This window comes from Candidatus Woesearchaeota archaeon, assembly GCA_016192995.1.
Classification (GTDB): Archaea; Nanobdellota; Nanobdellia; order Woesearchaeales; family DSVV01; genus JACPTB01.
The window spans coordinates 14,557-38,239 of record JACPTB010000001.1 but is presented as its reverse complement, the minus strand read 5'-3'; the positions used below and the strand labels follow the sequence as shown (position 1 = coordinate 38,239).

Genomic DNA, 23,683 nt, shown 5'->3' with positions numbered 1-23,683 from the left:
TAGTTGTGATTTTTTATTGTTCATTTTCTTTTGAATGCTTTAATTGGCCTAAAAACTTAATTAATTTATCATTAAGTCTAATTTTTTCAACAATTTTATTATCTATTTTAAACCGTTCAGTTTTAAATTCAATTAAGTCCAACAGGATAAACTTTGAGTTTATATCTTGAAAATGTAAATTAAGTTTTCTCAAAACTCTTGAAAGTTCTAATTGTGTGATGCAAAAATTAAATTGTTGCTTGATATTACTTTGTAAAATAAGATATAATTCTTTTCTATTTTTAGCACCAATTAAATACATATTTGATAAAGTCATAATAGGATCAAAATCGTATAACTCCTCACCCATCGCTAACAATTCACAATCGAAATATTTTAAAATTGATTTTATAAAGTTCATATATTCTAAATGCATTTTTTTGTTATAGTAACCTATATCAACACCGAAACGAAAAACAGTAGAATTATTTTGGACATTGATTCTGATAGAACCTTGCTTAAAGCAGTCTATCACAATGTTATAATCCACTGGTATTTTTGAGATATCGACTGAACTCAAATCTTCTTTTGATATAACTAAAGAAGCATCATCCATATAATATTGGTCACTTTTTAGAAACGCTATTTTAGAGATATCTTTAAAATAACCTTGATAATTCTTAAATAATTTGTTTAGAGATAATATTATCTCATCTGTTCGGAGTAATTTTAATTTCATTATTACATTTAGTGAATTACTCATGTACCAATCACCCATTCTTCTACACTATTAACTATTACTTGAATATCTTTCCATTTGGTTGGATCTGAACTTTGAAGATTTTTTGCTGCTTGAATAATATTATTAGCTTCATCAGGAGATTTAACAATAATATTCAAGATATGTGATTTGTAGTTTTCAGGAGGGAGATTATTTATTTTAGAGAGATAATCTGAAAATACATTTTTTATGTTATTTTCTGCAACCTCTACACTTATTGAAGGTTTTTGTGGAAAACTTTTAATTTCTACTGAATGTAAACTTCCTTCAAAGTTTACAACGAAGTCTGTGTGTTTTCCTCCATTTGCTGCTTTTTGCAAAGCTTGTTCAGTATACTTTAGACTTCCACCTCTTTTTACGAATTGTTCCATTTGTATTGCTTCCTGAAGATCACTTATAGGATCTGCATAAACTTTTTTTGCATCGTTACCCAAATTGATCAAAACTTGTTCTTTATTCTTAGTTCCTTTCGTTACCAAATCATCAAATTGCACAGCTTTCTGACCCTTTAAAAACTCCCCAAGACTCTTAAAAAATCTGACTTTAGCAAGGTCATCCATCTCTTTAGGCAATTGTTTTAATACTTGTTCTGCAGGAATTCCTTTTTTAGCAAATACTTCAATACCATCTGATATTTCTTTCGAAACTGCTACTGCTTCATCACCAGAACCAACAACTTTACTCAACGCTTTCGGATTCACATGCCCAGCTAACTTATTCACATTCTTTCCAACTAACTTAGCTATATCATCACCATAATTCTTGATCAATGCTCCGATTAATTTACCACCGATCGCCGCAGTGATTGTTGTTCCAACATCAAATGCGCAGCCACCCCAATTATGTCCGCCTTCGTTTTTGACGTAACATTCATTGACTGTACCTACACCAGATAAAACATATCCTGCATACATAAGTGGAACTCCGACTACTGCACCAACACCTGTAATAGAAGATATTGTTCCAACGACAATTAAAACTCCACCACTTGCTAAGATAATTTTATCTGTTACCGTCATTCCTGCTGCTTCAACATTCTTATATTGCTGCGTTCCAATCAACATTGCATAAAATGAGACAATTTCAGGATCATTGGTATTGACAACCAATGCGTATTCGTCATTATCAAATACATTTTTGCTCACAAACATTGAATCTTTCAATGAATAGGAAGGATAACATTCTTTCAGTACTTTGTTATTTGTTTGATCACCAACAATAACTAACGGTGTTCCTTTGAGTTTAGCAAAATAATTGACATCATTGCAGCTGACGGTGTTTTGGTCAACAAAAGTAATTTCATTGCCAAATTCTTCGACTAATGTTTCTTTAAACCGATTAATTGCTGTATCCATTTCTGCTGAAACTGAAGAAGGAATGATCATCGTTGTTTTTCTGGTTACATAACCATCGTCAGTTAGTTTGTTGAATACATCCTGCAAGTCTGCTATGTTGAAATTTGAAGTTTGTTTGGAGTATTCGCCAGAATAGGCAAGATTAAATGGAAGTGAGACTAATAGGATTAGTATAATCAATATAATACTTATGTTTAGTTTATAGTTTATTTTCATTTGAATACGCATCCACATTCTTTACACAAATTAGTCCCATTTAAACTCATATATGAGAGATTTTTGCTTTTGCAATTAGGACATTGATCATGTTTGGTTTTCAAATGTTCAGGTAAACGCATTTTATATCTTAATTGAGCTTCTAATAAAAAATCAAGAACTCCTTGGTGTCTACCTCCAAAATGTCTACATTCAAATAACCTCTCTTTTTTCTCGAAGAAGTAATAAACTAAAAAAGCAGTTATAAATATATACTCATCTGAATATCGTATATTATCAAGAGTAGACAAAGATAATTTTAGAAGTTTATTATCAATATCGTTTAATGATTTTATTACCATTTCAGTGATACCAATTTTAGAGATACTATTTCCAGTTAAACTAGACTTACCATAAACTTTTATAGCGTATAGACCAGTAAATAACAATCTTTTTACTTTATCTTTGTCGTTATTATCTAAGTTTTTTAGATCAAGTAGTTTTTCAATATTTTTATTAACCAAAACATAATTATTTGAGAGATTATCTTTGCCAAAGATATTTGGATATTTATTTAGAAAATTATCTACCTTTCTGGGAGAAATATTTTCAAGTACATTAAAAAACGGAGCTTTGTCCATTAGTTAACACCCCAAATACTGTTTACTTCATACATTTTATTTTGAATAGCTACTAATTTTTGTTTTTTTGCCTGATCCGTACTTAATTCAAGTAGATTTGCCCCAGATGCAAATTCATCAGCTGCTTCTAAAATTACTTTTGATTGGGGCGTATTTTTACTAATTAAAAAATCGTTCATTAATTTATATTTATCTAGATCATATAACTTTGCTTGAGCAATCATATCAGCAATCTCGCCAGGGGTATTATCTTTTATTGAATCCTCATACCGGATTTCAAAATCTAATGGTGTATAAATTTCATCAAGATCAGTTAGTTTATGTGTTGGGATTTTTTGCTTGCTTAAAGATTCAGTCAAAAATTCATTGAAATCATTAAGAAGAGGTTTACTATTTGTTGGTACTGGCATAAAATCCCATATTGCTTTTCCACCTAAATTTTTCTGAACAAAAATGTGAGCGTATTCATGATTGATAGTATTATCTTTTAAACTTTGAATATCACTGCTTTTTTTAGATAGTTTAATTACATTGCCTTGTGTTCCGCCTATTTCATTTTTTGAGAGAACTGTAAATTCAATAGATTTGATATCATCTGCATCTATGTTAAATGCTTCTTCTGCCTTACCAATTGTTTTTATTATTTCACCTTGGTCAATCTTTTTAATAAAAGGAATCTTTTTAGGAATATCTACTTTAGCATTTTCTATATTCTCCCCAAATAATCTCTTAATTCCTCGTGCCATATACACATTATCATTTTCTTTTACCAATAATTTAGCCCATGTTTTTTGACCAAAATAACTTTTCAAGTTTTTGAAATTATTTTTGAAGATTGTATCATATGGTTTTAGTTTATCTACAAAATTCTTTACAACCTGCGTATCTCCTGCTTTTTTTAAAACTGCTTTCGTAGCTGGCTCCAAAGCTTCAGGAATAACTACCATACCAACAGCAAAACCGCACATGCCGATACCTTCAGGATTAATAACACAACTATCTCCTACATCAGTAATATCAGATGCTGCACCTAAATATCCTGCTGCTGCAAGTATTGCAGGCGTTGCTGTTCCACCGCTTCCAACTAATATTGCAGCTATGCCAACACTCATTGCTGCATAAGCAATTATTTCAGTGCCTACTTTAGCAAAATAGAATGATTCAGACCTCAAATCCAAATATTCATTGGTTTTTATTATTTCAGTAAATGCTTTTAACACTAATTCATCATTAGTGTTGATAATAACTGCATATTCATCATTATCCCACAAGTTTCTTTCAATAAATGCAGTATCTTGAGTATCTTCTGATGTTATAAAAGGATAACAGCGTAAAGCATTGTTATTTGCTTCTGTGCCAATAATAAATAAAGTTGTTCCCTGAACACTTGCTTCATCTTTAAACCATTTTTTATCAATGCAATTAACATCATTCCCGTTAATTGGTTCAATAAAATCTGGATTGTAGCCTTTATTGATTAGCACCTGCTTCAGAGTTTCTATTTCTGCTTTCAATAGATCACTCGGATTTTCTGGCATGACAAATAAGACATTCTTCCTGTCATATTTTCCTTTGATTTTAAACACTTCGTCGAAATCTGAGAATAGTAAGGTTTCTCGGGTGGTATAACTGACATCATAACTTAGACTGATGGGAAGTGAGACTAATAAAATAATTATAAAAATACAAATCCTTAAGGGTTTTTTAGTTTCTTTCAATTTTTCCAACGCTCCTTATTAAACCAATATTTTTTATTTTCATCCCAAACCATATACTTTTTTTCAAAATCAGCATTAGTTAGTTCATTACCATTAATTTTATTCTTTTTACCTAATTTATACTCATAGTTATAATTTTCAAAATCATTATTTTTATCTTTACTCACAAATGATATAATGTTTGGAACTGCTTCAGGGTTAGTCATCAGATCTTCTGAACTATTAAATAAATAATCTTGATAAATTTCTTTAGGTTTTAATAGTTCTACAAACTGATCTAAAATGGATAGAAAATTGTTTAATGATTGTCGTTCACCGTTAATATTCCAATATTTTGAAACAAGTTGAACTAAACCATTATCCATATCTACAAGAAAGGAAAACTCTAAGCCATATGCATCAAAATGTATTGAATAGCTTTTTGCGTTTTTAACTTGTAATACTATTTCTTTAGTGATATTATCTTTTCTCCATAGATTATCACACCATACACCTCTAATTTTAAAATGCTCGTAAATAAAATCAATAATCTCATCTAATTTATTACTTATAGCTCCCCTCTCTATATTCATATAGATTCTAGTTTCCCTCATTTTAGAACCTCCTGTAAAATCATGTTACCTTCTGAATTAATAACTTCTAACTGTATTGTTTTCTGAGTTGAATAACTTGAGAGAACTTTTTTAGCTTCAATAAAACTTGAAGACGCAATATCACCACTTTTAATTCTGTAAACTATTTTGTTACCCCCATATTTTGTTTGATAGTTGATATATTTTTCAATTTGCTTTGGAGTACCATCTTTAATATTACCCCAAGATCCAGTTTTTTCCTCAATAATTGTCCCATCTTTTCTTAATTTATCAAGTTCTAAATAATCTCCATTACTTGGTTCTAATCCGAACTCTGAGTTTTTAACCTTTTTCCCAAAACTATCCAATTCATCTAAATTTTCAAAATGAAATGTTTGTAGTTCAAATTGAGCTCCAATTCTGTTACCAACGTTTTTATCTTGTGAATTTTTTAGTAACTGTTTTAACGCTTCTACTGCTTCATCTTTTTTGTTTCCTAAAGGTAAATCTTCTACCAATTGATCTGCTTTTCCAACACCTTTAATGACAAAACCTTCCTGTAATCTTCTTATATTTGGAGATAAACCTGAATCTGTTTTAATTGTTTTAGATATAACATCCAAATCATCAACATTCTCCCCAAACAATCTTTTAACTCCACGTGCCATATACACGTTATCATTATTTTTTACAATCAGTTTAGCCCATGTTTTTGGACCAAAGTATTCTATCTTTAATCTCTTGAAATTATTTTTGATAATGGTTTTAAATGGATCCAATTGTTGACCTACTGTCTTTGCTACAACAGTGTCTCCAAATTTTTTGACGAAATTTTTAACAGGTTTTCCTGGAACAAGTGGTATTACACCTAAAGCTACGCTAAATCCACACATACCCATACCTTCAGGATTAATGATACAGGTATCTGTTACATCTGAACTGTCTGCAATAGTATCAAGAATTGCTCCGGCTGTTAACAATACACCAGGAGCGGCTGCACCACCTGTACCAACTATAATTACAACAACTGTTGCCCCCATTGCAGTGTAACTTGCAACTTCAGTGCTAACTTTAAAGAAATAAGCTAATTCAGATTTCAAATCCAAATATTCATTGGTTTTTATTATTTCAGTAAATGCTTTTAACACTAATTCATCATTAGTGTTGATAATAACTGCATATTCATCATTATCCCACAAATTTCTTTCAATAAATGCAGTATCTTGGGTATCTTCTGATGTTATAAAAGGATAACAACTTAGCGCATTGTTATTTGCTTCAGTACCAATGATAAACAAGGTTGTTCCCTGAACACTTGCTTCATCTTTAAACCATTTTTTATCAATGCAATTAACATCATTGCCGTTAATTGGTTCAATCAAATCTGGATTGTAGCCTTTATTGATTAGCACCTGCTTCAGAGTTTCTATTTCTGCTTTCAATAGATCACTCGGATTTTCTGGCATGACAAATAAGACATTCTTCCCGTCATATTTTCCTTTGATTTTAAACACTTCGTCGAAATCTGAGAATAATAAGGTTTCTCGGGTGGTGTAGGCGATGTCAGTGTAAAAGTTTTGTTTAGTTCTCTCGCCAATAAATGAGATAGGTGATTGGAATTCATATATCATTTTTTCATAATGAGGAACAACATAGTCATCACCAATAACTATTACTTCTTTACAACCATTGCATTTGTCATGGATAAAATTGCTTGCCTCGACAACATAATCATTGTTACGGGATTCTGTTGATTCCAATTCCTCATCATAATTCCCAAACACATAATCAAACGGATGCTGAACAGTTATTTCTTTTCCTAAATCATACACTAATCCCCTGTTTCGTCCTGCTTTTTCATAGGTTTTTGCCAATAAAACATCAACACCTGTTTTAGCACTGCCCGTAAACCGTTTATACAATTGATCGGCATCAGTAATATACAATGCATATGGATTATCAATAATACGAACTGTTTCTGTATCTTCACCGACAGTAAAACTATACATGCCCAAAGCAGCGTCTTCTTTTACAGTAAACATACAAATGGTTTCTCCCTGATTATAATTGCCGGCAGTACAACTACCTGAAGCTACATCAAATATTGACGATGAATACATAAAAGGCAAATTGAATTGTTGATCTGCTTTCACCTTAACTATAACACTGTCTCCAATCTGCTTATTAACAACAGTTCCTGATGAAGCATGGTCAATAACAAGATCATAACCAATTTTACTTTTACATTGTTTTACTACTTCAACATCATTCGGACAAAGTTCATTCACCGTGCAGAGATCCACAAGAACTAATTGTTTAATGCTGCCAATTTGTTCGCAGCGATAAACACCATTTGCTACACAGGTGTAAGTGTCAATTTTTGCGCATTCATCTTCTGGATTAAAACCAATGCATGCATCATAGCCTGGACCAAAGTTACATTGGTAACTGCCAAATAAAGTGCAGTCTTTATTACTATCACAATCGCAGGTTGAAGAACTGCCGTCAGGTATAGTACAGGCTTTTGGCGCAATTCCTACACAAGCTCCTTGAGCATTGCATTCTTGACCTGCGCTGCATTCTGCATTTGTTGTACATTTACAATTAGCGCTGCCATCTAATCCATTAGGACATACTGAACCTTCACTAACACTATAACTTGTACTAGTGAAATCTTCGTATGATCCGCCGCTTTGCTGCACATACGTTCCTGCAATTACTTTAAAATTTGTATCCCAAGCGCTGCCTAAACCATTACAAGCATCAACTGATTGTTTGTTCGGAGCTTTGACCGTAAACGTAACAATTTCAGGGCCAGAAGCTGCATCAACAATTTTGGAATCATAATAGGTGTTGCCAGGACAAACAGGATTTGGATTAGGAATTACTTCTTCCTCTTCAAAATCAGCAGCAGGATAACCTATGCCAGACCATGATGCTGGAACAACTGCTGCCTCAATATATCGAGCGTCTTTAATCGTGCCAATGCTTTCTACTTTTACGTCAATAGTTACTGTCTGATTTTCTTTTGCTGATGATGGATTAACATTTTGTATAGTAAGTTTATGTTTTACATAACAATCTTTACTGCAGGAAGATGTTTCGCTGGAATCACAAACGCCATCACCACACGTAACAGTGACACAACCTTCATCAATTTGATTATTACAGTTGTCGTCAATACTATTACCGCAGACTTCATTTGCATTGGGATGAATGTTGGCGTTATTATCGTTGCAGTCCAATGCTGAATATTGGCAGAGATTGGTATTTGCAGTTCCGTATCCATCATTGTCATTGTCAATGCAAACTGGAGCTTTTGCTACTGATAATGAACCTGAATCAAGTGATACACTTTCAACAGTGCCGGTAAAATAATATTCTGGATCACTTGATATATCCTCAACCCATTCAGCTATCCATGTAGTTGAAGCTTTTCCATTAAAAAATATTGCTGGTGAAGGTTGTTTTTGTGCAGGCACATCAGGTGCTGGCCATAGATCATCTTCTTTAACCGTAAAAGTAGCTGATTTACCATCGCAATTATTACCAGTTAATGTTAAGGTGACTTGACTGCCTTCTACTGTTGAACTTGTTGACCATGAAGCTGTTGATAAACTACAAGGCGTTGGCGTTACTTCGAGTTTTGGATCTGATGAGGTTATTGTTTTGCCGTCTGCGCTTGCAGTAAAATAATATTCTGGATCGCCATACTCATCATCCTGCCATTCTGCAATCCACGTTGTTGAAGCTTTATTATTAGAAAATGTTGCTGATGATGGATTGTTGTTGACGGCATCATCTGGTGAACCAGGGTCATATTCCTTGATGGTAAATGATGCTGATTTGCCGTCGCAATTTGCGCTTTCGACAGTTAAAATAACTGAAGTTCCTTCCTGTACTTTTGTTGATGACCAATAAGCATTAGTCAAAGTGCATACTTTTGGCGCTGGACTTACTTCTAAATCAGGGGTTGCTGATTTTATTTTTGTTCCATCCACATAAGTCATAAAATAATATTCAGGAAGATCTATGGCTAGACCATCGTCTTGCCATTCTGCTGTCCATGTCGTTGTTGCAGTTCCACTTGAAAAAATGCTTGAAGAAGGGTTGGTTGTAACAGGATCATCCATGCAATCTGCAGAACTATAATCATAATCTGAACAGTCCCATTCCCAAACATTAAATGAAGCAGTCTTGCCATTGCAATCTGCATCGCCATTTACCGTAAGTGTTACTGAAGTTCCTTCTACTGCTGTTGCTGCGCTCCATGAAGCACTTGATAATTGACAACTGTTGGTACATTGATTATTTGCACAATCATTACATGCTTTAAAGCTGGCATAATAACAAGTATTATCTGCTGTTGAGCAAAAACCACTATAATATTCTCCTCCGCCATTGTCAGAAGTGCAGATTGATGCAGGATCTTGGCAGTCATCATATTTTTCTTCTTTGACTCCACAGCTGTTATACCAATAGAGATCATCATTGCTACATTTTTTTGTGCTATGTATAGTACAAGCAACACATTTGTTACTCGAACAATATTGATTTGCGCTGCAATCAGCATTGCTTAAACATTCATATACATTTCCATTTGCATCGCAGTCTGGATCAGAACCATAACAGTTTTTTGATTGACATGACTTATCTTTAGCTGTTGAGCAGGAATAACAAGGGAAATCACTTCCATAAGTGGTGCCTGAACAATATTTACCTGTATTACAAGCAAAATTATCCACATAAGTATCTTTACATCCTCCGCTACAATCAGTGACAGCAGTATATTTATCATATTCTGTTGTTGAATAACATACTCTTTTTGTTGAATAAGAACATGTAGGATTATAATCGCACGTTACTTGTTTAATACATGCTCCATCAGTGCACACATAATCTGTGCCATAATCCTTGCAATTTTTGTCATATTGATAAATGATGTCAGCATAGCAATAAAAACCTTGACCAGAACAAAACTGCAATTTGTCGTCGCATTTTAAGAAATATTCTCTTACATTTGTTGCATCAAGACATTTATCAGTATATTTACTGTCAATCTCATAAGAATAAGTTGTTCCTTTAGACAAGTAATTTGCTTTATTGTGGCAAACTCCTGAAGATAAATCAGTTTTATATGCTTTACTGTCACAGCTATCAGTGCAACCTGTATTAAGATGACTATACCCTCCTTTATCACAGGAGGCTGTCTCACTGCACAAAGGTTCTACATCTATATCTCCAGTTCCTTGTTCAACTCCTGTTCCGGTAAACACTTTAAATGTTTGTTGAGTTAAAGGATATTTAGCAAAATACGCTGCAAATAATTCTTCTTTTTCTTCAGTTATATTTTTGTCAGTTATTATCCAAACAAAGTATAAACCGCTTCGCCAGAACCAAAAGGTATAGTCTTCATTGTAAAATATTTCATTCCCCTTAATATTTTTGCTTGAACTGTATCTAATTTGAGTATCCAAAAATGACTGCTGCATTATTTCATCATCAAATTTCAATACTCCGGCTTTAAGTTTATAATTTTCCCCATATTGGTATTCTGCAAGTTCACCATAATAGGCAATTGTTGTTTCATTAAAGGAATTATACATAATAAATTGATTGTTACCAATATTTTGATTAATAATCATTAATGATTCTTGTTTAGGAATATCTTCTGGAATTTGAACTCCAATTATTTTTTCAACATCCATAAATCCATAGCCATACTTAGTATCTTTTCCTTCATCACCCAAATCCAGTGCATTGTTTTCAAAAATAGCTTTAAGTTTTTGCTGGTTTAACGTGTTATCTTTCTCGAGGAGCAATGCAGCAGCACCAGCAACAAACGGCGTTGCCATGCTTGTTCCTGATTTTGTTGCATAACCATTGACAACTGAAGAAGTAATTGAAGCGCCTGGAGCTACAATATCTGGCTTTATATAATCACCAAAATTCTGCCCTGAACTAAATGTCTGCCATTGTAAATTATTATCAACTGCTCCAACGGTAACAGCTGGTTCATAACTTCCTGGAACAGTAACGCCAACAAAACCTTTGCATGAACTGCTTCCGCCAGGTCCGCAATTGCCTGACGCAATAACAACAACGATTCCTTTGCTGATTGCCTCATCAATAGCTGTATTAATTACTTCATCGGGTGTTGTATAAGGAGCGCCTAAACTCATGCTGATAATATCTGCGCCATCGTTGGTTGAAGGATTATTATCTGGATCAACTGCCCAATAAATGCCTGATGCAATGCTTTCTGTTGTTCCTTTGCCAGTATTATCAAGCACTTTTGCATTAATCAAAAGAGCATCAGGCGCAACTCCATTAAAACCTTCACTTGTTTTTTTCCCTGCTGCAATGCCTGCAACATGAGTGCCGTGACCATTAAGATCTATTGGGTTGTCAGTGACTAATGCTTTCTCATTAATCACTTTGTTTTTTAACATGGGATGATTCTTGTTAATACCAGTATCAAGGATAGCTATCTTGGCATTTTTGCCTGTATATCCCATTTCCCAAACATCTGGCGCATTAGTTACTGGAATAGCATCTTCCAATAACATAGCATATTCTCTGTTGGCATGGATTTTCTTAACTAATTTATCACGAGATAATGAAGCTAAGTCTTTTCCTCTAACTTTTGCTGCAAGAAATCGATTGTTTATTGTTTTAGGTGCCAGTAACTGTTGAGAAAACCGCTTTTGAATACTTTGCATATCAGAGGTATCTATAATGATATCCACTGTTTGATCTTCTGAAATGTCATGAATTAAAGGATCTACCTTTTCACGATTAAGAGAAGAGGACTTAGAAACTCTGGAAAGTGTACCAGCATCTATTCCAGTAGCAAGCAAAAGACCTATTATCAATATAACTAAGAGCTTTTTGATAACAGCCACCCCACACCCTACTATTGATAATAATGGTTTTCAGTATATAAAGCTATGCTATATATTATTTATATATTTTAGCTGTTTTCGGGCTTCATCCAAAAATAAGGTTAGCGCCCTCAGGTCGAAACTCTTAGCAATACCGGTTTAAAGAGGTCAGAGGGATGGCTCCTTCGGAGCGTGACCGTTTATGCGATTGAAATATGCAAAGTTTCGAAGGCGCTAACCTGGCGGCAGCCATTTTTTGGATGAAGCCCTGTTTTCGGAAGACTTGCGGAATTTAAGATGAACAAAATCCACTGGAAAGTGCTACGTTATAGCGTAACATATGGTGCTTCAGATTTTAAAGGAATGGAATCCGTGGTGGGAAAACAAAGAATTCATAAAAGATTTGGAAAAAACAGAAAAAGGCATTAGATTTGTTCCTTTGTGGAGATGGTTGTTGGAATAATCATGTAACTTTAACAGTTCTAAGTCTATATTTTCAAACATTTAATAAAAATATTCAGTCACTTTCCTGCATATAATCAATAACAATACTTATTATTTTTTTAACAGATTCATTACACTTTTTAAAAGAAATACTATCCAATACCCTAGAACCATGTTTTCGAATTAAATCACTAATTAATGCATGAATAAATGATTGTGTTACAGCTTCTATTCCATCAAAGTTGAGTATAATTTCTTTATTCTTTTGCAACGCAGGTATGATGGTGTTAAGCCTGATATCTCTTGCAATATCTTTATTTTCTGCAAAAGAACCAACTAATTTTAACATTTTTATTTCAATCATATAAACCTCGGTTTCCTATATTGTTCTTTTCTTCTTTCTTTAATTGTTTTAATATATACGTCTCTAATAAGATCTAAAAGAGTTGAAAATTCCTCAGTTTTACTTAATGATATATCTACACCAACAACAGTCCCATGCCAACAAGGGTAATCCTCTCCTTTTGAATGTCGGTCTAAAAACGGATCGCTGTGGAGTATAATACGTGTTTTATCAGAGCTGCTTTTTAATAATTTGTACATAGCATTTCCACTGTATATCATAAAAAACTCCCTATTTATTTGAGCAATAGATTTAATAAAAAATAAACCTGCACCAGCATTGTACTCAGTTCCACCAATTCGTTGAGTAGTACCAGTAATACCAGGTGTTAATGCTAATTTTATTGCTTCAATATGAGTTTCTGCAGGATAAGCATTATTGATGGTTTTCTTGATTCCTACACCAGTATCTACAATTCCTAATCGAATAGTATTGCTTTTTTTATAGTACTGCGCAGATACAAGAGCGCCTTCCTTTGATTGAGAATGTTCAATAACATTTCTAACCAGTTCGCTTACAACATATTTAATTGAATCTGATTTAGCTGGATCAAGATGAAGCAATGGCACCATCTCAGTAATAAATGTTGTTAATTCATCTGAATTAGTTATTTTAGTTAAAGGTATAAATCTTCCTGCAGGTTCATGCTCTACAATGTTATGATCAACCCCAAGGTTTAATAATCTAAATAAACCCATTCTTTGCAAATAATGCTTGGATTTCGCTTCTAATTTTTCACACGCAATTTTTGAGGGTTTAATATTCATGCCTAACGCTGCAACCATGCATAACACAACAGGATGTATTGAAATCCATTTTTTATTAGCAGTAATTTCCAATTTGTTTGGCTCCAAGAGAGATATCTTCTTTAGAAAAGGATCAATATTTCCTAAAAATGCGCTATTCGGCAAGTGTATTTTCATATCTACCGGGAATTGTTCAATATTTATAAATATTGCTATTTTTACCGGGAATCCCGGGTAAAAATTAACTGCTAAAACCACTCCAGGAGATGTCAAGAACCACGGTCAAAGATAGGATGGCATGAACGAAGTTCCGACGACTTTCTGTTGAGTGGTTCTTGAGCATGTTAGAAACTTACTACCTTGAATGATTGTATGGTAGTTCCCACTGTTAAAACACCAGAGGTAAGTTTTAACATATCTATTACTAATGGAGATTTTGTATCAATAATTTCCATTAATAATGGGAATATTTATAAATAAGCTGAGGTTAATAAGGGCATGAATAAAACAGAGCTTAAAGAAATAATCATCAGCCAGCAAAAGTCAAAGCATGATAGTACCCTTGTAGAAAGAGATATATTTAAAAAAATAGGGTTTTATATTAAAACTCCATTTGTTATAGTTATATCAGGGATAAGGAGAGTTGGGAAATCTACACTTTTGTACCAAATACAGGAAAAATATCCTGGTTATTACTTGAATTTTGATGATGAAAGACTTGTTAATTTCAAACTGGAAGATTGCCAAGTATTGTATGAAGTATTCATAGAATTATTTGGCGAGAAGAATTTTTTCTATTTTGATGAAATACAAAATATCAAAGGATGGGAGAGATTTGTCAGAAGATTACATGATGAACAAAAGAAAGTATTTGTTACTGGTTCTAATGCTTCCATGCTCAGCAAAGAATTAGGCACTCATTTAACAGGGCGGTATATTGAAATTAACCTCTATCCTTTTTCTTTTAAAGAATTTCTAGGATTTAAAGGAGTGATAGCAGAGAAAAATGATATGTATATAACTAAAAAAAAGATTAGATTAATAAAATATTTTGAAGAATATCTTATTAAAGGCGGACTACCAGAATATCTAAAAACTAACGATATTGAATATCTTAAAACATTATATGATAGCATTCTTTATAGAGATATAATTGTAAGATATAATTTATCTTATGAGAATGTGTTGAAAGAACTAACGTATTTAATAGCCAACAATATTTCAAAGGAAATTAGTTTTAACTCCATAAAAAATACATTACATTTAGGAAGTTCTACTACAGTAAAGGATTATTTTAATTACTTTGAAAACTGCTTTCTCATTTTTTTGACAAGAAAATTTGATTATGCGTTAAAAAAGCAGATGTATGCAAATAAAAAAGTTTATCTTATTGATAATGGATTAGCAGTCAATTTAGGGTTTAGAATATCCAATGACCTTGGGAGACTTCTTGAAAATCTTGTATTTATAGAATTAAAACGAAGAAAAAAAGAAATGTATTACTATTCATCTAAAAAAGAATGTGATTTTATAATAAAAGAGGGGGTGAAAATTACAGAAGCAATCCAAGTTTGCTATGAACTGCATGAAGAAAACAAAGAAAGAGAAATAACTGGGCTTCTTGAAGTGATGGATAGTTTTAAACTTAAAGAAGGTGTTATTTTAACTTATGAACAAACAGAAGAAATAACGAGAAAGAAAAAGAAAATAAAAGTATTGCCCGTATTCAAATGGTTATTGGAATAGAGAACTTTGCAAAATACTCGCAAAGCTCGGGTTACTGCCAGTTCGCATGGAGATATATCTTTAACAAAGCAATTTTCTCTCTGGAACCTCGAAAATTGCCGGATATACATTTCGAAAATGCTCACAAAATCGGCAGTAACCATAATTTTGCAAAGTTCTCAATAATCTTATAATTTTATAGACTCCATACTATGGACAAATTTCCAGAATTAATGAAACTGAAAGAGGAATTCAAGAATAAAACTTTGCTTGAATATGTTAATGAGCATCTCTTAAAAGAAAGAGAATTCTTGCCTCTTGACCTAGAAGCATACAAAGTATTCTGCAAGAATTTTAAACAGAAGAATGTCCATAGAATTTCCACTGGTTCTCACATGGCTTTTTTACAATGGGAAGAATCATTTGGTCTTGGAGAAAACATCCTTGTTAATCTTCCCAATCTTCTTAATGGAAATGAAAGTGTTATTTCTACTCCATGCAGCCGTATTACATTCAAAAACTCAACAAGACCAGGTTCAGTTGATCTTTCATGTATGGGTGAGAAAAACATAAAACTTTCTCGGTACACTTTAAGAGGACGCAGCAAAATAACACTCAACAAAGCAGAGAAGATTACAGAACAAGAGATGGAAAGTTTCTTACGCACTTTTTACAAATTACAAAAAAATGCACCCATGTTTAAATTCGTCAATCAAGATAAGGTATCGTTATTTATCAAATATGCAAAACAAATGGTCGAAAGAGGAGAAACTTTTAATGAACAATGCAACTGGTTTAGTGGTCAACTTTGGCCTCATCTTTTCAATGATTTTAAGACCACTCCACTTACAATTTTACCTCTTGAGGATTTAGAAGTCAAAAGAGAAAATCTATTAGCCAATAAGAAATTACGGAATCTTCTTGAGAAACACTTCAAAGATTCCTATGGCGTCTTATCTTCAACCTACTTTTATTATGGTTCGTGCAAATGTGGGATTGAATTTCCATTAGAAAAAAGAGAGAATGGAGCATTAATTTATCTTGAGGGAAATTGCCTTGATAAAAATTGTCCGCATTTTGGCACTAAAAAGTACTGTGTTGAGGTCAATGATATTATCAAAGAAGTGGAGAAGAAAAACCTAAATGAAACTCTTTTCATTACATTTTATAATATTTGGGCATTAGCTGGCATTGATGTATTAGGTGGATTAAACCAAGTTGAATATCTAAAGGAATTTAGAGATAAGCTTTGTTTGATTTTTGAACAGATTGGAGAAAATGAAAAAAGTGAGATTTTACGAAAAAGAGCAACTAACCTATTGGATCTGGGCGTTTTTATAGCATTCAATGAAGATGGTATACTTAAATCTGGTTCTCAAGTTTTCTTAGAGGGAGGATTGGATAAAAAATATATTGAACAATTTTCTAAACTCAATTTTTCCAAAACAATTGATGTGTCATTACAGACAATTAACAATTTATCTGGAGAAAAGCCAAATCATACTTTAACAGTAAAAATGTTAAAAAATTACAAAATGGAGTTTATGATCAAATGATAGAAGCATATACATTAAACTTCAAATTTGAAGAGCCAGTTAGGATAGCATGGAAAACATTTCACCATAATGGTGGTGACTTACTTTTGATTAAACAAGATAATTTAATTGGTTATGGCGAAGCTGTTCCTGATCCATTTATTACAAAGGACACCCAAGAATCGGTTTTTAAGTATCTACAAGAAAATGCTTCCCTGCTTCCAGAAAAGATAAATCTGAAGACAATTCAAGAAACTCATAAGAAGTTGCCAGCAGGTTCGCCAACTGCTCGAGCGGCTATTGACTTCGCTCTTCACGATTTATGGGGAAAGCAAGAAAATTCTAAAATCTCCAATCTATATTCCAAAAAAGTAAACGCTCCTCTAAATGGTATAACTGTCTTTGGCAAAAATCCAAAAGAAACTCAATTAGATGTGGAAAAAATTCTTAGAGCTTATCCTCATCTTAAAGTCATTAAAATAAAACTTATGGGAAAGGATGATATTGAGAGATGTCAGCTAATAAAAGAAAAAGTTGACCAAATGAAAAGAAAAATTTCTTATGTTCTTGATTGTAACCAAGCGTACAAAACAAGTGAAGAAGCTATAAGGATACTAAATCAGCTTAAAGACATTCTCCAAGACATCATACTTATTGAAGAACCAGTACCTGCAAAACAATGGGATTTAATGAAAGAAGTTACTGACAATGTTGATATTCCAATATTTGCTGATGAATCAGCTGTAAATCTTGAAGATGTTAAAACAATCATAAAAAAACAATGTGCAAATGGAATAAACATCAAACTCCAAAAAACAGGAGGAATATGGCCGGCTAAAGTTATAGCGAAAGAATGCGAAAAACATGGGTTGAAAGTAATGGTTGGCTGTATGTTTGAATCTGCAATCGGAATAGCTGCTGGAATCCATTTTGCACAATCAACAAAAAATGTTATTTTAACTGATCTGGATTACGATTTACAAATGCCAGATATTTACAAATATAGGCCAACCTTTGAGAATGGTGTTAGAAAATCTACGGATAAATCTGGATTAGGGGTTGAACTAGACTTTGCTAAAATTGAAAAACTAAAAAAGTCTTCTAAACTCATATTTGAAAAAGTGATATAGATCTAGTAGAGATCCCTAAAAATCAACCTCAAACTGGTTTTTACTTATTACCTACAACCTCCCAAAACATTTAAATATAACTTATCATTATAATGATAACTATGGAAATAAATATGATTAATCCTTATATTGTGAAGATAATTGTAAGTATTAAGCCTCGAGATTCTATTAATGCTATCTCTAAACGAATAGGATTAAGTTACGGTTGGACGTATAAATGGATAAAAGCCTTAGAAGAAGCGGACATGGTAAAATTGACCAGAATGAACGTTTATTTACAAGAAAGGAGTCAAGTCTATATCAAATTCAATGAATTTATACAAAGTGTTTTATCAAAAAAGATTCAATTTCACTATGAAGTATTATCATTATTCGGAATTTCTTATTGTTTTACCAAGAGTGATGCAGTTTTTGTATGGACTAAAGGGGGGTATAACATTGGCCGTTATAAGCATTATTACCCTATCTTTATTAAAGTGGATGCTAAAGAAAGATTGTTATTTGAATGGTACTGTAAAAAATTAGGTTTATCAACCCGCAAAAAAAAAGGTATTTTTTATGTTGTTGATTATGATGATTCGTTGAAAAAAGAGTTTTATGAAGGAATTCCCGTTGATAGCTTATCAGAAACCATACAGTTCATGAAAGAAAATCAATATAATTTTCAACCAGCATTAGAAATGATTCAAGAAATGCATCAAAAAAGATTAGGGATAAAATACAAAGAGGTCATTACTAATGCTTGAACAATTTGTAAAACGGGAGAATGCTATTTTTGCCATACTTCATGCATGCAATGAACAGAATTTATTATTCATAGTTGTTGGTGGCTATGCTGTAAGCGCTTATAAACATAGATTTTCAGTAGATATTGATCTTGTTATTAAGAACGAAGACAAAGAATTATTTGAAACTATTCTTAAAAGAAATCAGTTTGTAAAAACCATTGCGAAAGATTTAGATCATGTATATGCCTCTGAATTTATCAGATATGAAACTAAAGGTGAATTACCGGTAAGTGTTGACTTGCTTATTGATGGTGTTGGTTCAAGAACTACTCATGGCTCATTTAGTTTTGATGAACTTTTTCAACATTGTCGGAAAAGAAAAATTATTGGTATTGAACAGGAAGCTGAAGTGTGCGTTCCTAATAGAGAACTGTTGATCATATTAAAACTCCATGCAGGAAGATTGACTGATTATCGAGATATTGTAGCGATTGCTCAACATCTTGATATAAAAATGATTAACAAAATAATCTGGAGAGGTAACAAAGATAATATTAAGAAACATATAATGACGCTTCTTAATCTATTAAAAAAGAAGGAATTTATCGATAGTTTTAAAGGAGTGTTTATTGAAAAGAGATATGATGTTGATATTGAAGAAGTCAAGAAACTTGAATGCTTGTTATAAAGTAATTTCCCCAAAACATTTATATACACTTTTATCTCTAAAAGGTAAAAAAGAGGTTATTATGAATAAGATTATTATCTATCTTATAGTAGGTATCTTTCTTCTTCCTATTGTTTACAGCCATCATTCAATATTTCATTATGGAGCCGGAAAAGCAAATGGAGAAGCCTGCAAACAACATACCGATTGCGCTTCTTTTTTATGTTATAATTTAGATCCCAATGGCTTAGATATGCGCTGTGTTGAGTGTGACAAGAAAATACCAGTAAAAGGCAGCGGAGCAAACGCTGCAGCTTGTGCTAAAGGAGCGCAGGGTTGTGATAAAGCAGCTGGAATAGTTCAACCTCAATGTGGACCTGCTTATTCTGTATGTAATAAAAACAAAGAACCTTACACCTGTGAAAAGCTAAAAGATGCTTGTGGCGGATGTGTGATATTATTTAAATGCAATGAACAAACTAAGAAATGCGAATCATTATTTGTTTCAACAAATGACTGTCCAACTGGCTCAATAAGCTATAATCCAAGTTCTGCTGAACCCAATAAAAAGATCAGCTTTACTGCTAATGAGAACGATAAAAATAATGATAAAGTTACTTGTACATGGAAGGATGGAAGCACTAAGATCAGCACTCAATGCAAGTTTGATTACAGTTTTTCCCTTACCGGAGATCATAAAATTACCCTTGAAGTAACTGACGGCAAGAATAATTGCGCAGAAACATATTCTAAAAATTTACAAGTTACAGCAAGTGAAAGTGCTACGCCTGCCTTGCAATGTAAGTCAAATGAACACATTATATTTACCATGTCAGGCAATAAAGATGCCAATGTTGGAACATGGGATGCAGGGATGAATGTACAAGTTTGCCATAAAGGTGATAAAGGGTTAGATAGAAAATGTACTGGTAATAATAAAGTGTTGAAATATCTTACCGGAAAAGGATATGCTCCAGATGATGTAACACCAGATTTAAAAGAAATATGTTATGGTGATTACAGTTGTTATCTTTCATCAAATAGTCCATGTTCATCAAATAGTCCATGTAAAGAAGGATTTAGTTGTTTAGCTTCATTCAAAGATGTTAAGAATTCTGTTGCTGGAACATGTGATATCTATACTAATAAATTGTGTTGTAAACAGGGATGTCCGATGGTGGAGATGAAATGTCCTAAATTCATTAAAGATCAAGATAAAAAATTAAAACAAAATACCCTTTGTAAATCAGATGGAAAAACAGCACCAGGAACTTGTCAGCCCGGATGTGCATTTAATGGACAGTTTTATGGAGAAGGAAAAACAGCAATAATTGATGGAAAAGAACTAGTTTGTGATAATGGAGCATGGTGTCCAACCGGATTTAAGTACGATGGTAAAGCAGATGCATGTGAACCTAGTACTGAAAGCTGTTTTTTACCTGTTAAATGCCCACTAGATACACCTACTGAAGAAAAGAAGGACTTGAAATGGTTTACTAATAATAAGTGTGTTATTCCCGATAGTGATGAAAAGAAAAACCAGGCCTGTTGTTTTACAAAAATAGGAACAACAAAATATTATGCATATAATATTTTACCTGATAAAGAAGAGATTTCGTTTTATTAAATAGTCGTATTACCATAAGATTAATCAATGTAATGATCATACTAATGTTTATGAATTTGATAAAATCCTTGTTAGTTTCAATTAAATTTAAGTTTCTAATAAATCTCTGCGAAGCAGATTATATTTCAGGGAATTCTCTCCAATCCAGCGAACAAAGTGAGCCTTCAAGGAAATACATTAATGACAAGAAGTGCGTTTATCAAATGAGGCGAAGCCGACACGTCACAACACTGTATCAAAGGGCAAGAAAACTTTTTACCGTACTAAATACCATATTTTTCTAGTTCCATAGCTATTTTATCTGGTTCATCGCATAAAATTGTGTTGAAACCGATTTCTTTTGCCTTTTTAATTAAATCTGCACTGTCATCTATAATAATGACTTCTTCTTCTGAGAAATTAGTTATTTCTGGAATTTTTTTAAATAATTCCGGCTTTAGCATATTGTACCTATAAGATAGAATAACAAAATCAAAATCTTTCAAAAAATTGAATTTTTCATTAAGTGCTTCTATTCTATCAGGAAAATTATTAGAGCATATTATTGCCTTTATGCGCATATTTCTAATTTTTTGAATCAATTTTTTAGCAGAATAATTTACTTCATATCCTTCTTTCAATATTCCAATTAATTCTTCTGGTGTTGATTTAATTTTCCATATCTTAATTGCGTTCTTCCAAAACTCATCTCCATTAATTTCTCCTCTCTTGCATTTAGTCATTAAATTGCTCTTTAAGAAAATATCAGCCACAATATTTCTATCAATATTAAATTTCCCGGAAACATTTCTAATAAAATTCTGTTTACCATTCTGGAAATATACACCATCCAAATCAAAAACAATTGCTTTTATCATTTTAATTAGGGTAAATTTTCCAATAATATAAACCTTATTATTTTAAAGTTTACAAATCTGACCAAGATTTCCATTTTGATGGGCTTCTGTTATTTTTTGATAATCTTCAAGAGTATCAAGCATAACTTCTTTCTAATCCCTCCATCTTTCCGAGTTTAGGATTATCAATATCCCTCATGGATGTAAGAATCAGTATTTTAGAGTATTTGACCTCCTTCAACAATTTGTTCTTTTGCACAATCCAAACTAACCATTTTCATTCTTTTTACAGCATCGTATAAATCTCCACAACCTATTGCTGCTGGAATTTTAAACTCAGCACACCTTATAGCCATGTGTGATGCTACTCCACCATATTTAGTTAATAAAGCTGCTGGTCTCTTAGAAAAAATCCAATCGTAACCAGGATCTGCGCTTTCTACTGCAACTACCTTATTTGATATGTCTGGATGGTTTCCTATTCCAATTTCATCCAAGCACACAACCTCTGCTTCTGTTCTTTGATTTGTTATATAATTTGGTCTTGATTGATATGATTCTACAACTATAAAATCTCTGGGAGAAGTTATTACGGCAGGAAGGCAGAGATGCTCGTCAACTTTTCTCTTTCTTTTATAGTCGTTAATAGCATTTTGCCAATAATCTCTTACAAAATTGTTATCTTTGCCAATTCCTCTTCTAAGTTTTTCTAAATCCAGATAAGACATACCTTCCCTAGATAATCCAATCATTTCACCAGCTTCTGCAATAGATTCTATAGCATCACTCAGGCATCTAGTGAATAAAAATTTAGAGTATTCTCTTGCTACAAAAGCAGACTTAATGAATGCAAATAATTCTCTTGAATCTGCATTTATGCCATGTTCAGTAAGTAAAGCACTTATTTTCGCATACTTTTGTTCTGGAAGTTCGAAACTTTTGCTTTCGCTGGTCTTTTGATGTGGTAAAACCTCTCCAGAATGATAATGATCTGATTTATCATATCTTGGTATAGTAATGTCATAGGTACCTGGTCTAAGATGACCATACTTTGCCATAAAGTCTTCTCTAGTCGTCTCTCCTGACCTAAACAAATTAGAATCTCTGCTAAATTCTGTTGCAATAGTCTCTATTGATCCCAAAAATCCAGAATAAATATCATAATCGATAATTCCCATTGATAATAAAGATTTAAGCATTATCTTCCCGACAAATCCTTGTCTCGCTAATCTCGAAAACTGCACAGTACCTTGCTCCCTACATAAGTCCAACAAGTCAAATGCTCTTCTGATTCTATCGCTAGCATTACTACCATAGTCAGAACTGACAATAGCTTTTCTTTCTTTTTCCATTTGTTCATTCACTGTAATATCTTTTTTGATCTGTTCGATGTCAATTAGACCGTTAGTAAGGTCTCTAAGAGATTCTTCCAAGGTGCCTATCTCATATTCTGAAAAACCTGCCTCTTTTAATTCCTGACTTCTTGTTCTAAATGAAGGATCATAAATTGTGTACGCAACTTCAAATTCTACTTTATCTTGTAGTTGTGGATTGTTTCCTAATTTATCAAGGTAAAATGATACAAGCTTCTCTCTAAGCTCTACTGGGATTTTAGCAGGAGTAAATGAGTTGAAACTATTCCTTACATCAACATAAGGTTTATTGCCAATCATACAAACTAGTGGAGCAGGATTGACATCATAGTATCCTTGACTAG

16 protein-coding genes are annotated in these 23,683 nt (G+C 32.8%); 6 read left to right on the top strand and 10 right to left on the bottom strand.

Annotation, left to right across the window (positions count from 1 at the left end; genetic code table 11):
- Positions 1 to 13: 13 nt before the first annotated feature.
- The 8 genes from HYY69_00160 to HYY69_00125 all read right to left on the bottom strand — a co-directional run bounded on the left by HYY69_00160 (position 14) and on the right by HYY69_00125 (position 13,895).
- Complete coding sequence (locus HYY69_00160; GenBank protein MBI3031868.1) at positions 14 to 742, bottom strand: hypothetical protein; 729 nt, start codon at positions 740 to 742, stop codon at positions 14 to 16.
- Complete coding sequence (locus HYY69_00155) at positions 739 to 2,331, bottom strand: hypothetical protein (GenBank protein MBI3031867.1); 1,593 nt, start codon at positions 2,329 to 2,331, stop codon at positions 739 to 741. The genes HYY69_00160 and HYY69_00155 overlap by 4 nt, the downstream gene beginning before the upstream one ends.
- Positions 2,328 to 2,951, bottom strand: coding sequence for a TFIIB-type zinc ribbon-containing protein (locus HYY69_00150; GenBank protein MBI3031866.1), 624 nt, complete (start codon positions 2,949 to 2,951; stop codon positions 2,328 to 2,330). The genes HYY69_00155 and HYY69_00150 overlap by 4 nt, the downstream gene beginning before the upstream one ends.
- Complete coding sequence (locus tag HYY69_00145; GenBank protein MBI3031865.1) at positions 2,951 to 4,669, bottom strand: hypothetical protein; 1,719 nt, start codon at positions 4,667 to 4,669, stop codon at positions 2,951 to 2,953. The genes HYY69_00150 and HYY69_00145 overlap by 1 nt, the downstream gene beginning before the upstream one ends.
- Positions 4,666 to 5,262 (bottom strand): hypothetical protein, encoded by a 597-nt coding sequence (locus HYY69_00140; GenBank protein ID MBI3031864.1) that lies wholly within the window; start codon positions 5,260 to 5,262, stop codon positions 4,666 to 4,668. Before HYY69_00140 ends, HYY69_00145 begins: the two co-directional genes overlap by 4 nt.
- The gene (locus tag HYY69_00135) at positions 5,259 to 12,146 is read right to left on the bottom strand and encodes a S8 family serine peptidase (protein ID MBI3031863.1); all 6,888 of its coding nucleotides are present in this window, start codon (positions 12,144 to 12,146) and stop codon (positions 5,259 to 5,261) included. Before HYY69_00135 ends, HYY69_00140 begins: the two co-directional genes overlap by 4 nt.
- 496 nt (positions 12,147 to 12,642) lie before the next feature.
- Positions 12,643 to 12,933, bottom strand: coding sequence for an STAS-like domain-containing protein (locus HYY69_00130; protein MBI3031862.1), 291 nt, complete (start codon positions 12,931 to 12,933; stop codon positions 12,643 to 12,645).
- Positions 12,930 to 13,895, bottom strand: coding sequence for a sensor histidine kinase (locus tag HYY69_00125; GenBank protein MBI3031861.1), 966 nt, complete (start codon positions 13,893 to 13,895; stop codon positions 12,930 to 12,932). Before HYY69_00125 ends, HYY69_00130 begins: the two co-directional genes overlap by 4 nt.
- Before the next feature lie 321 nt (positions 13,896 to 14,216).
- Between HYY69_00125 and HYY69_00120 the strand changes: the two genes are divergently transcribed.
- The 6 genes from HYY69_00120 (at position 14,217) to HYY69_00095 (ending at position 21,130) form a co-directional block, all read left to right on the top strand.
- Positions 14,217 to 15,464 (top strand): ATP-binding protein, encoded by a 1,248-nt coding sequence (locus HYY69_00120; GenBank protein MBI3031860.1) that lies wholly within the window; start codon positions 14,217 to 14,219, stop codon positions 15,462 to 15,464.
- 191 nt (positions 15,465 to 15,655) lie between these two features.
- Positions 15,656 to 16,999, top strand: a complete 1,344-nt coding sequence (locus HYY69_00115; GenBank protein ID MBI3031859.1) for a hypothetical protein — start codon at positions 15,656 to 15,658, stop codon at positions 16,997 to 16,999.
- Complete coding sequence (locus tag HYY69_00110; protein MBI3031858.1) at positions 16,996 to 18,108, top strand: dipeptide epimerase; 1,113 nt, start codon at positions 16,996 to 16,998, stop codon at positions 18,106 to 18,108. The genes HYY69_00115 and HYY69_00110 overlap by 4 nt, the downstream gene beginning before the upstream one ends.
- 101 nt (positions 18,109 to 18,209) lie before the next feature.
- On the top strand, positions 18,210 to 18,854 hold the full coding sequence (locus tag HYY69_00105) for a hypothetical protein (GenBank protein MBI3031857.1): 645 nt from the start codon (positions 18,210 to 18,212) through the stop codon (positions 18,852 to 18,854).
- A complete protein-coding gene (locus HYY69_00100) occupies positions 18,847 to 19,524 on the top strand; it encodes a nucleotidyl transferase AbiEii/AbiGii toxin family protein (protein ID MBI3031856.1) in 678 nt (225 codons plus the stop codon). Before HYY69_00105 ends, HYY69_00100 begins: the two co-directional genes overlap by 8 nt.
- 61 nt (positions 19,525 to 19,585) lie before the next feature.
- Positions 19,586 to 21,130 carry a PKD domain-containing protein gene (locus HYY69_00095; protein MBI3031855.1) on the top strand — a complete coding sequence of 515 codons (1,545 nt, stop codon included), beginning with the start codon at positions 19,586 to 19,588 and terminating at the stop codon, positions 21,128 to 21,130.
- A gap of 263 nt (positions 21,131 to 21,393) precedes the next feature.
- Here HYY69_00095 and HYY69_00090 read toward each other — a convergent pair whose 3' ends face one another.
- Together HYY69_00090 and HYY69_00085 are read right to left on the bottom strand one after the other, a co-directional pair.
- Positions 21,394 to 21,987, bottom strand: a complete 594-nt coding sequence (locus tag HYY69_00090; protein MBI3031854.1) for an HAD hydrolase-like protein — start codon at positions 21,985 to 21,987, stop codon at positions 21,394 to 21,396.
- A 197-nt stretch (positions 21,988 to 22,184) separates the two neighbouring features.
- Positions 22,185 to 23,639, bottom strand: coding sequence for a hypothetical protein (locus HYY69_00085; protein MBI3031853.1), 1,455 nt, complete (start codon positions 23,637 to 23,639; stop codon positions 22,185 to 22,187).
- Between the last annotated feature and the right edge of the window lie 44 nt (positions 23,640 to 23,683).

Coding starts and splice junctions, on each gene's coding strand:
- HYY69_00160 (MBI3031868.1), bottom strand. CDS start 742: ATGAGTAATTCACTAAATGTAATAATGAAATTAAAATTACTCCGAACA.
- HYY69_00155 (MBI3031867.1), bottom strand. CDS start 2,331: ATGAAAATAAACTATAAACTAAACATAAGTATTATATTGATTATACTA.
- HYY69_00150 (MBI3031866.1), bottom strand. CDS start 2,951: ATGGACAAAGCTCCGTTTTTTAATGTACTTGAAAATATTTCTCCCAGA.
- HYY69_00140 (MBI3031864.1), bottom strand. CDS start 5,262: ATGAGGGAAACTAGAATCTATATGAATATAGAGAGGGGAGCTATAAGT.
- HYY69_00130 (MBI3031862.1), bottom strand. CDS start 12,933: ATGATTGAAATAAAAATGTTAAAATTAGTTGGTTCTTTTGCAGAAAAT.
- HYY69_00125 (MBI3031861.1), bottom strand. CDS start 13,895: ATGAAAATACACTTGCCGAATAGCGCATTTTTAGGAAATATTGATCCT.
- HYY69_00120 (MBI3031860.1), top strand. CDS start 14,217: ATGAATAAAACAGAGCTTAAAGAAATAATCATCAGCCAGCAAAAGTCA.
- HYY69_00115 (MBI3031859.1), top strand. CDS start 15,656: ATGGACAAATTTCCAGAATTAATGAAACTGAAAGAGGAATTCAAGAAT.
- HYY69_00110 (MBI3031858.1), top strand. CDS start 16,996: ATGATAGAAGCATATACATTAAACTTCAAATTTGAAGAGCCAGTTAGG.
- HYY69_00105 (MBI3031857.1), top strand. CDS start 18,210: ATGGAAATAAATATGATTAATCCTTATATTGTGAAGATAATTGTAAGT.
- HYY69_00100 (MBI3031856.1), top strand. CDS start 18,847: ATGCTTGAACAATTTGTAAAACGGGAGAATGCTATTTTTGCCATACTT.
- HYY69_00095 (MBI3031855.1), top strand. CDS start 19,586: ATGAATAAGATTATTATCTATCTTATAGTAGGTATCTTTCTTCTTCCT.
- HYY69_00090 (MBI3031854.1), bottom strand. CDS start 21,987: ATGATAAAAGCAATTGTTTTTGATTTGGATGGTGTATATTTCCAGAAT.
- HYY69_00085 (MBI3031853.1), bottom strand. CDS start 23,639: ATGATTGGCAATAAACCTTATGTTGATGTAAGGAATAGTTTCAACTCA.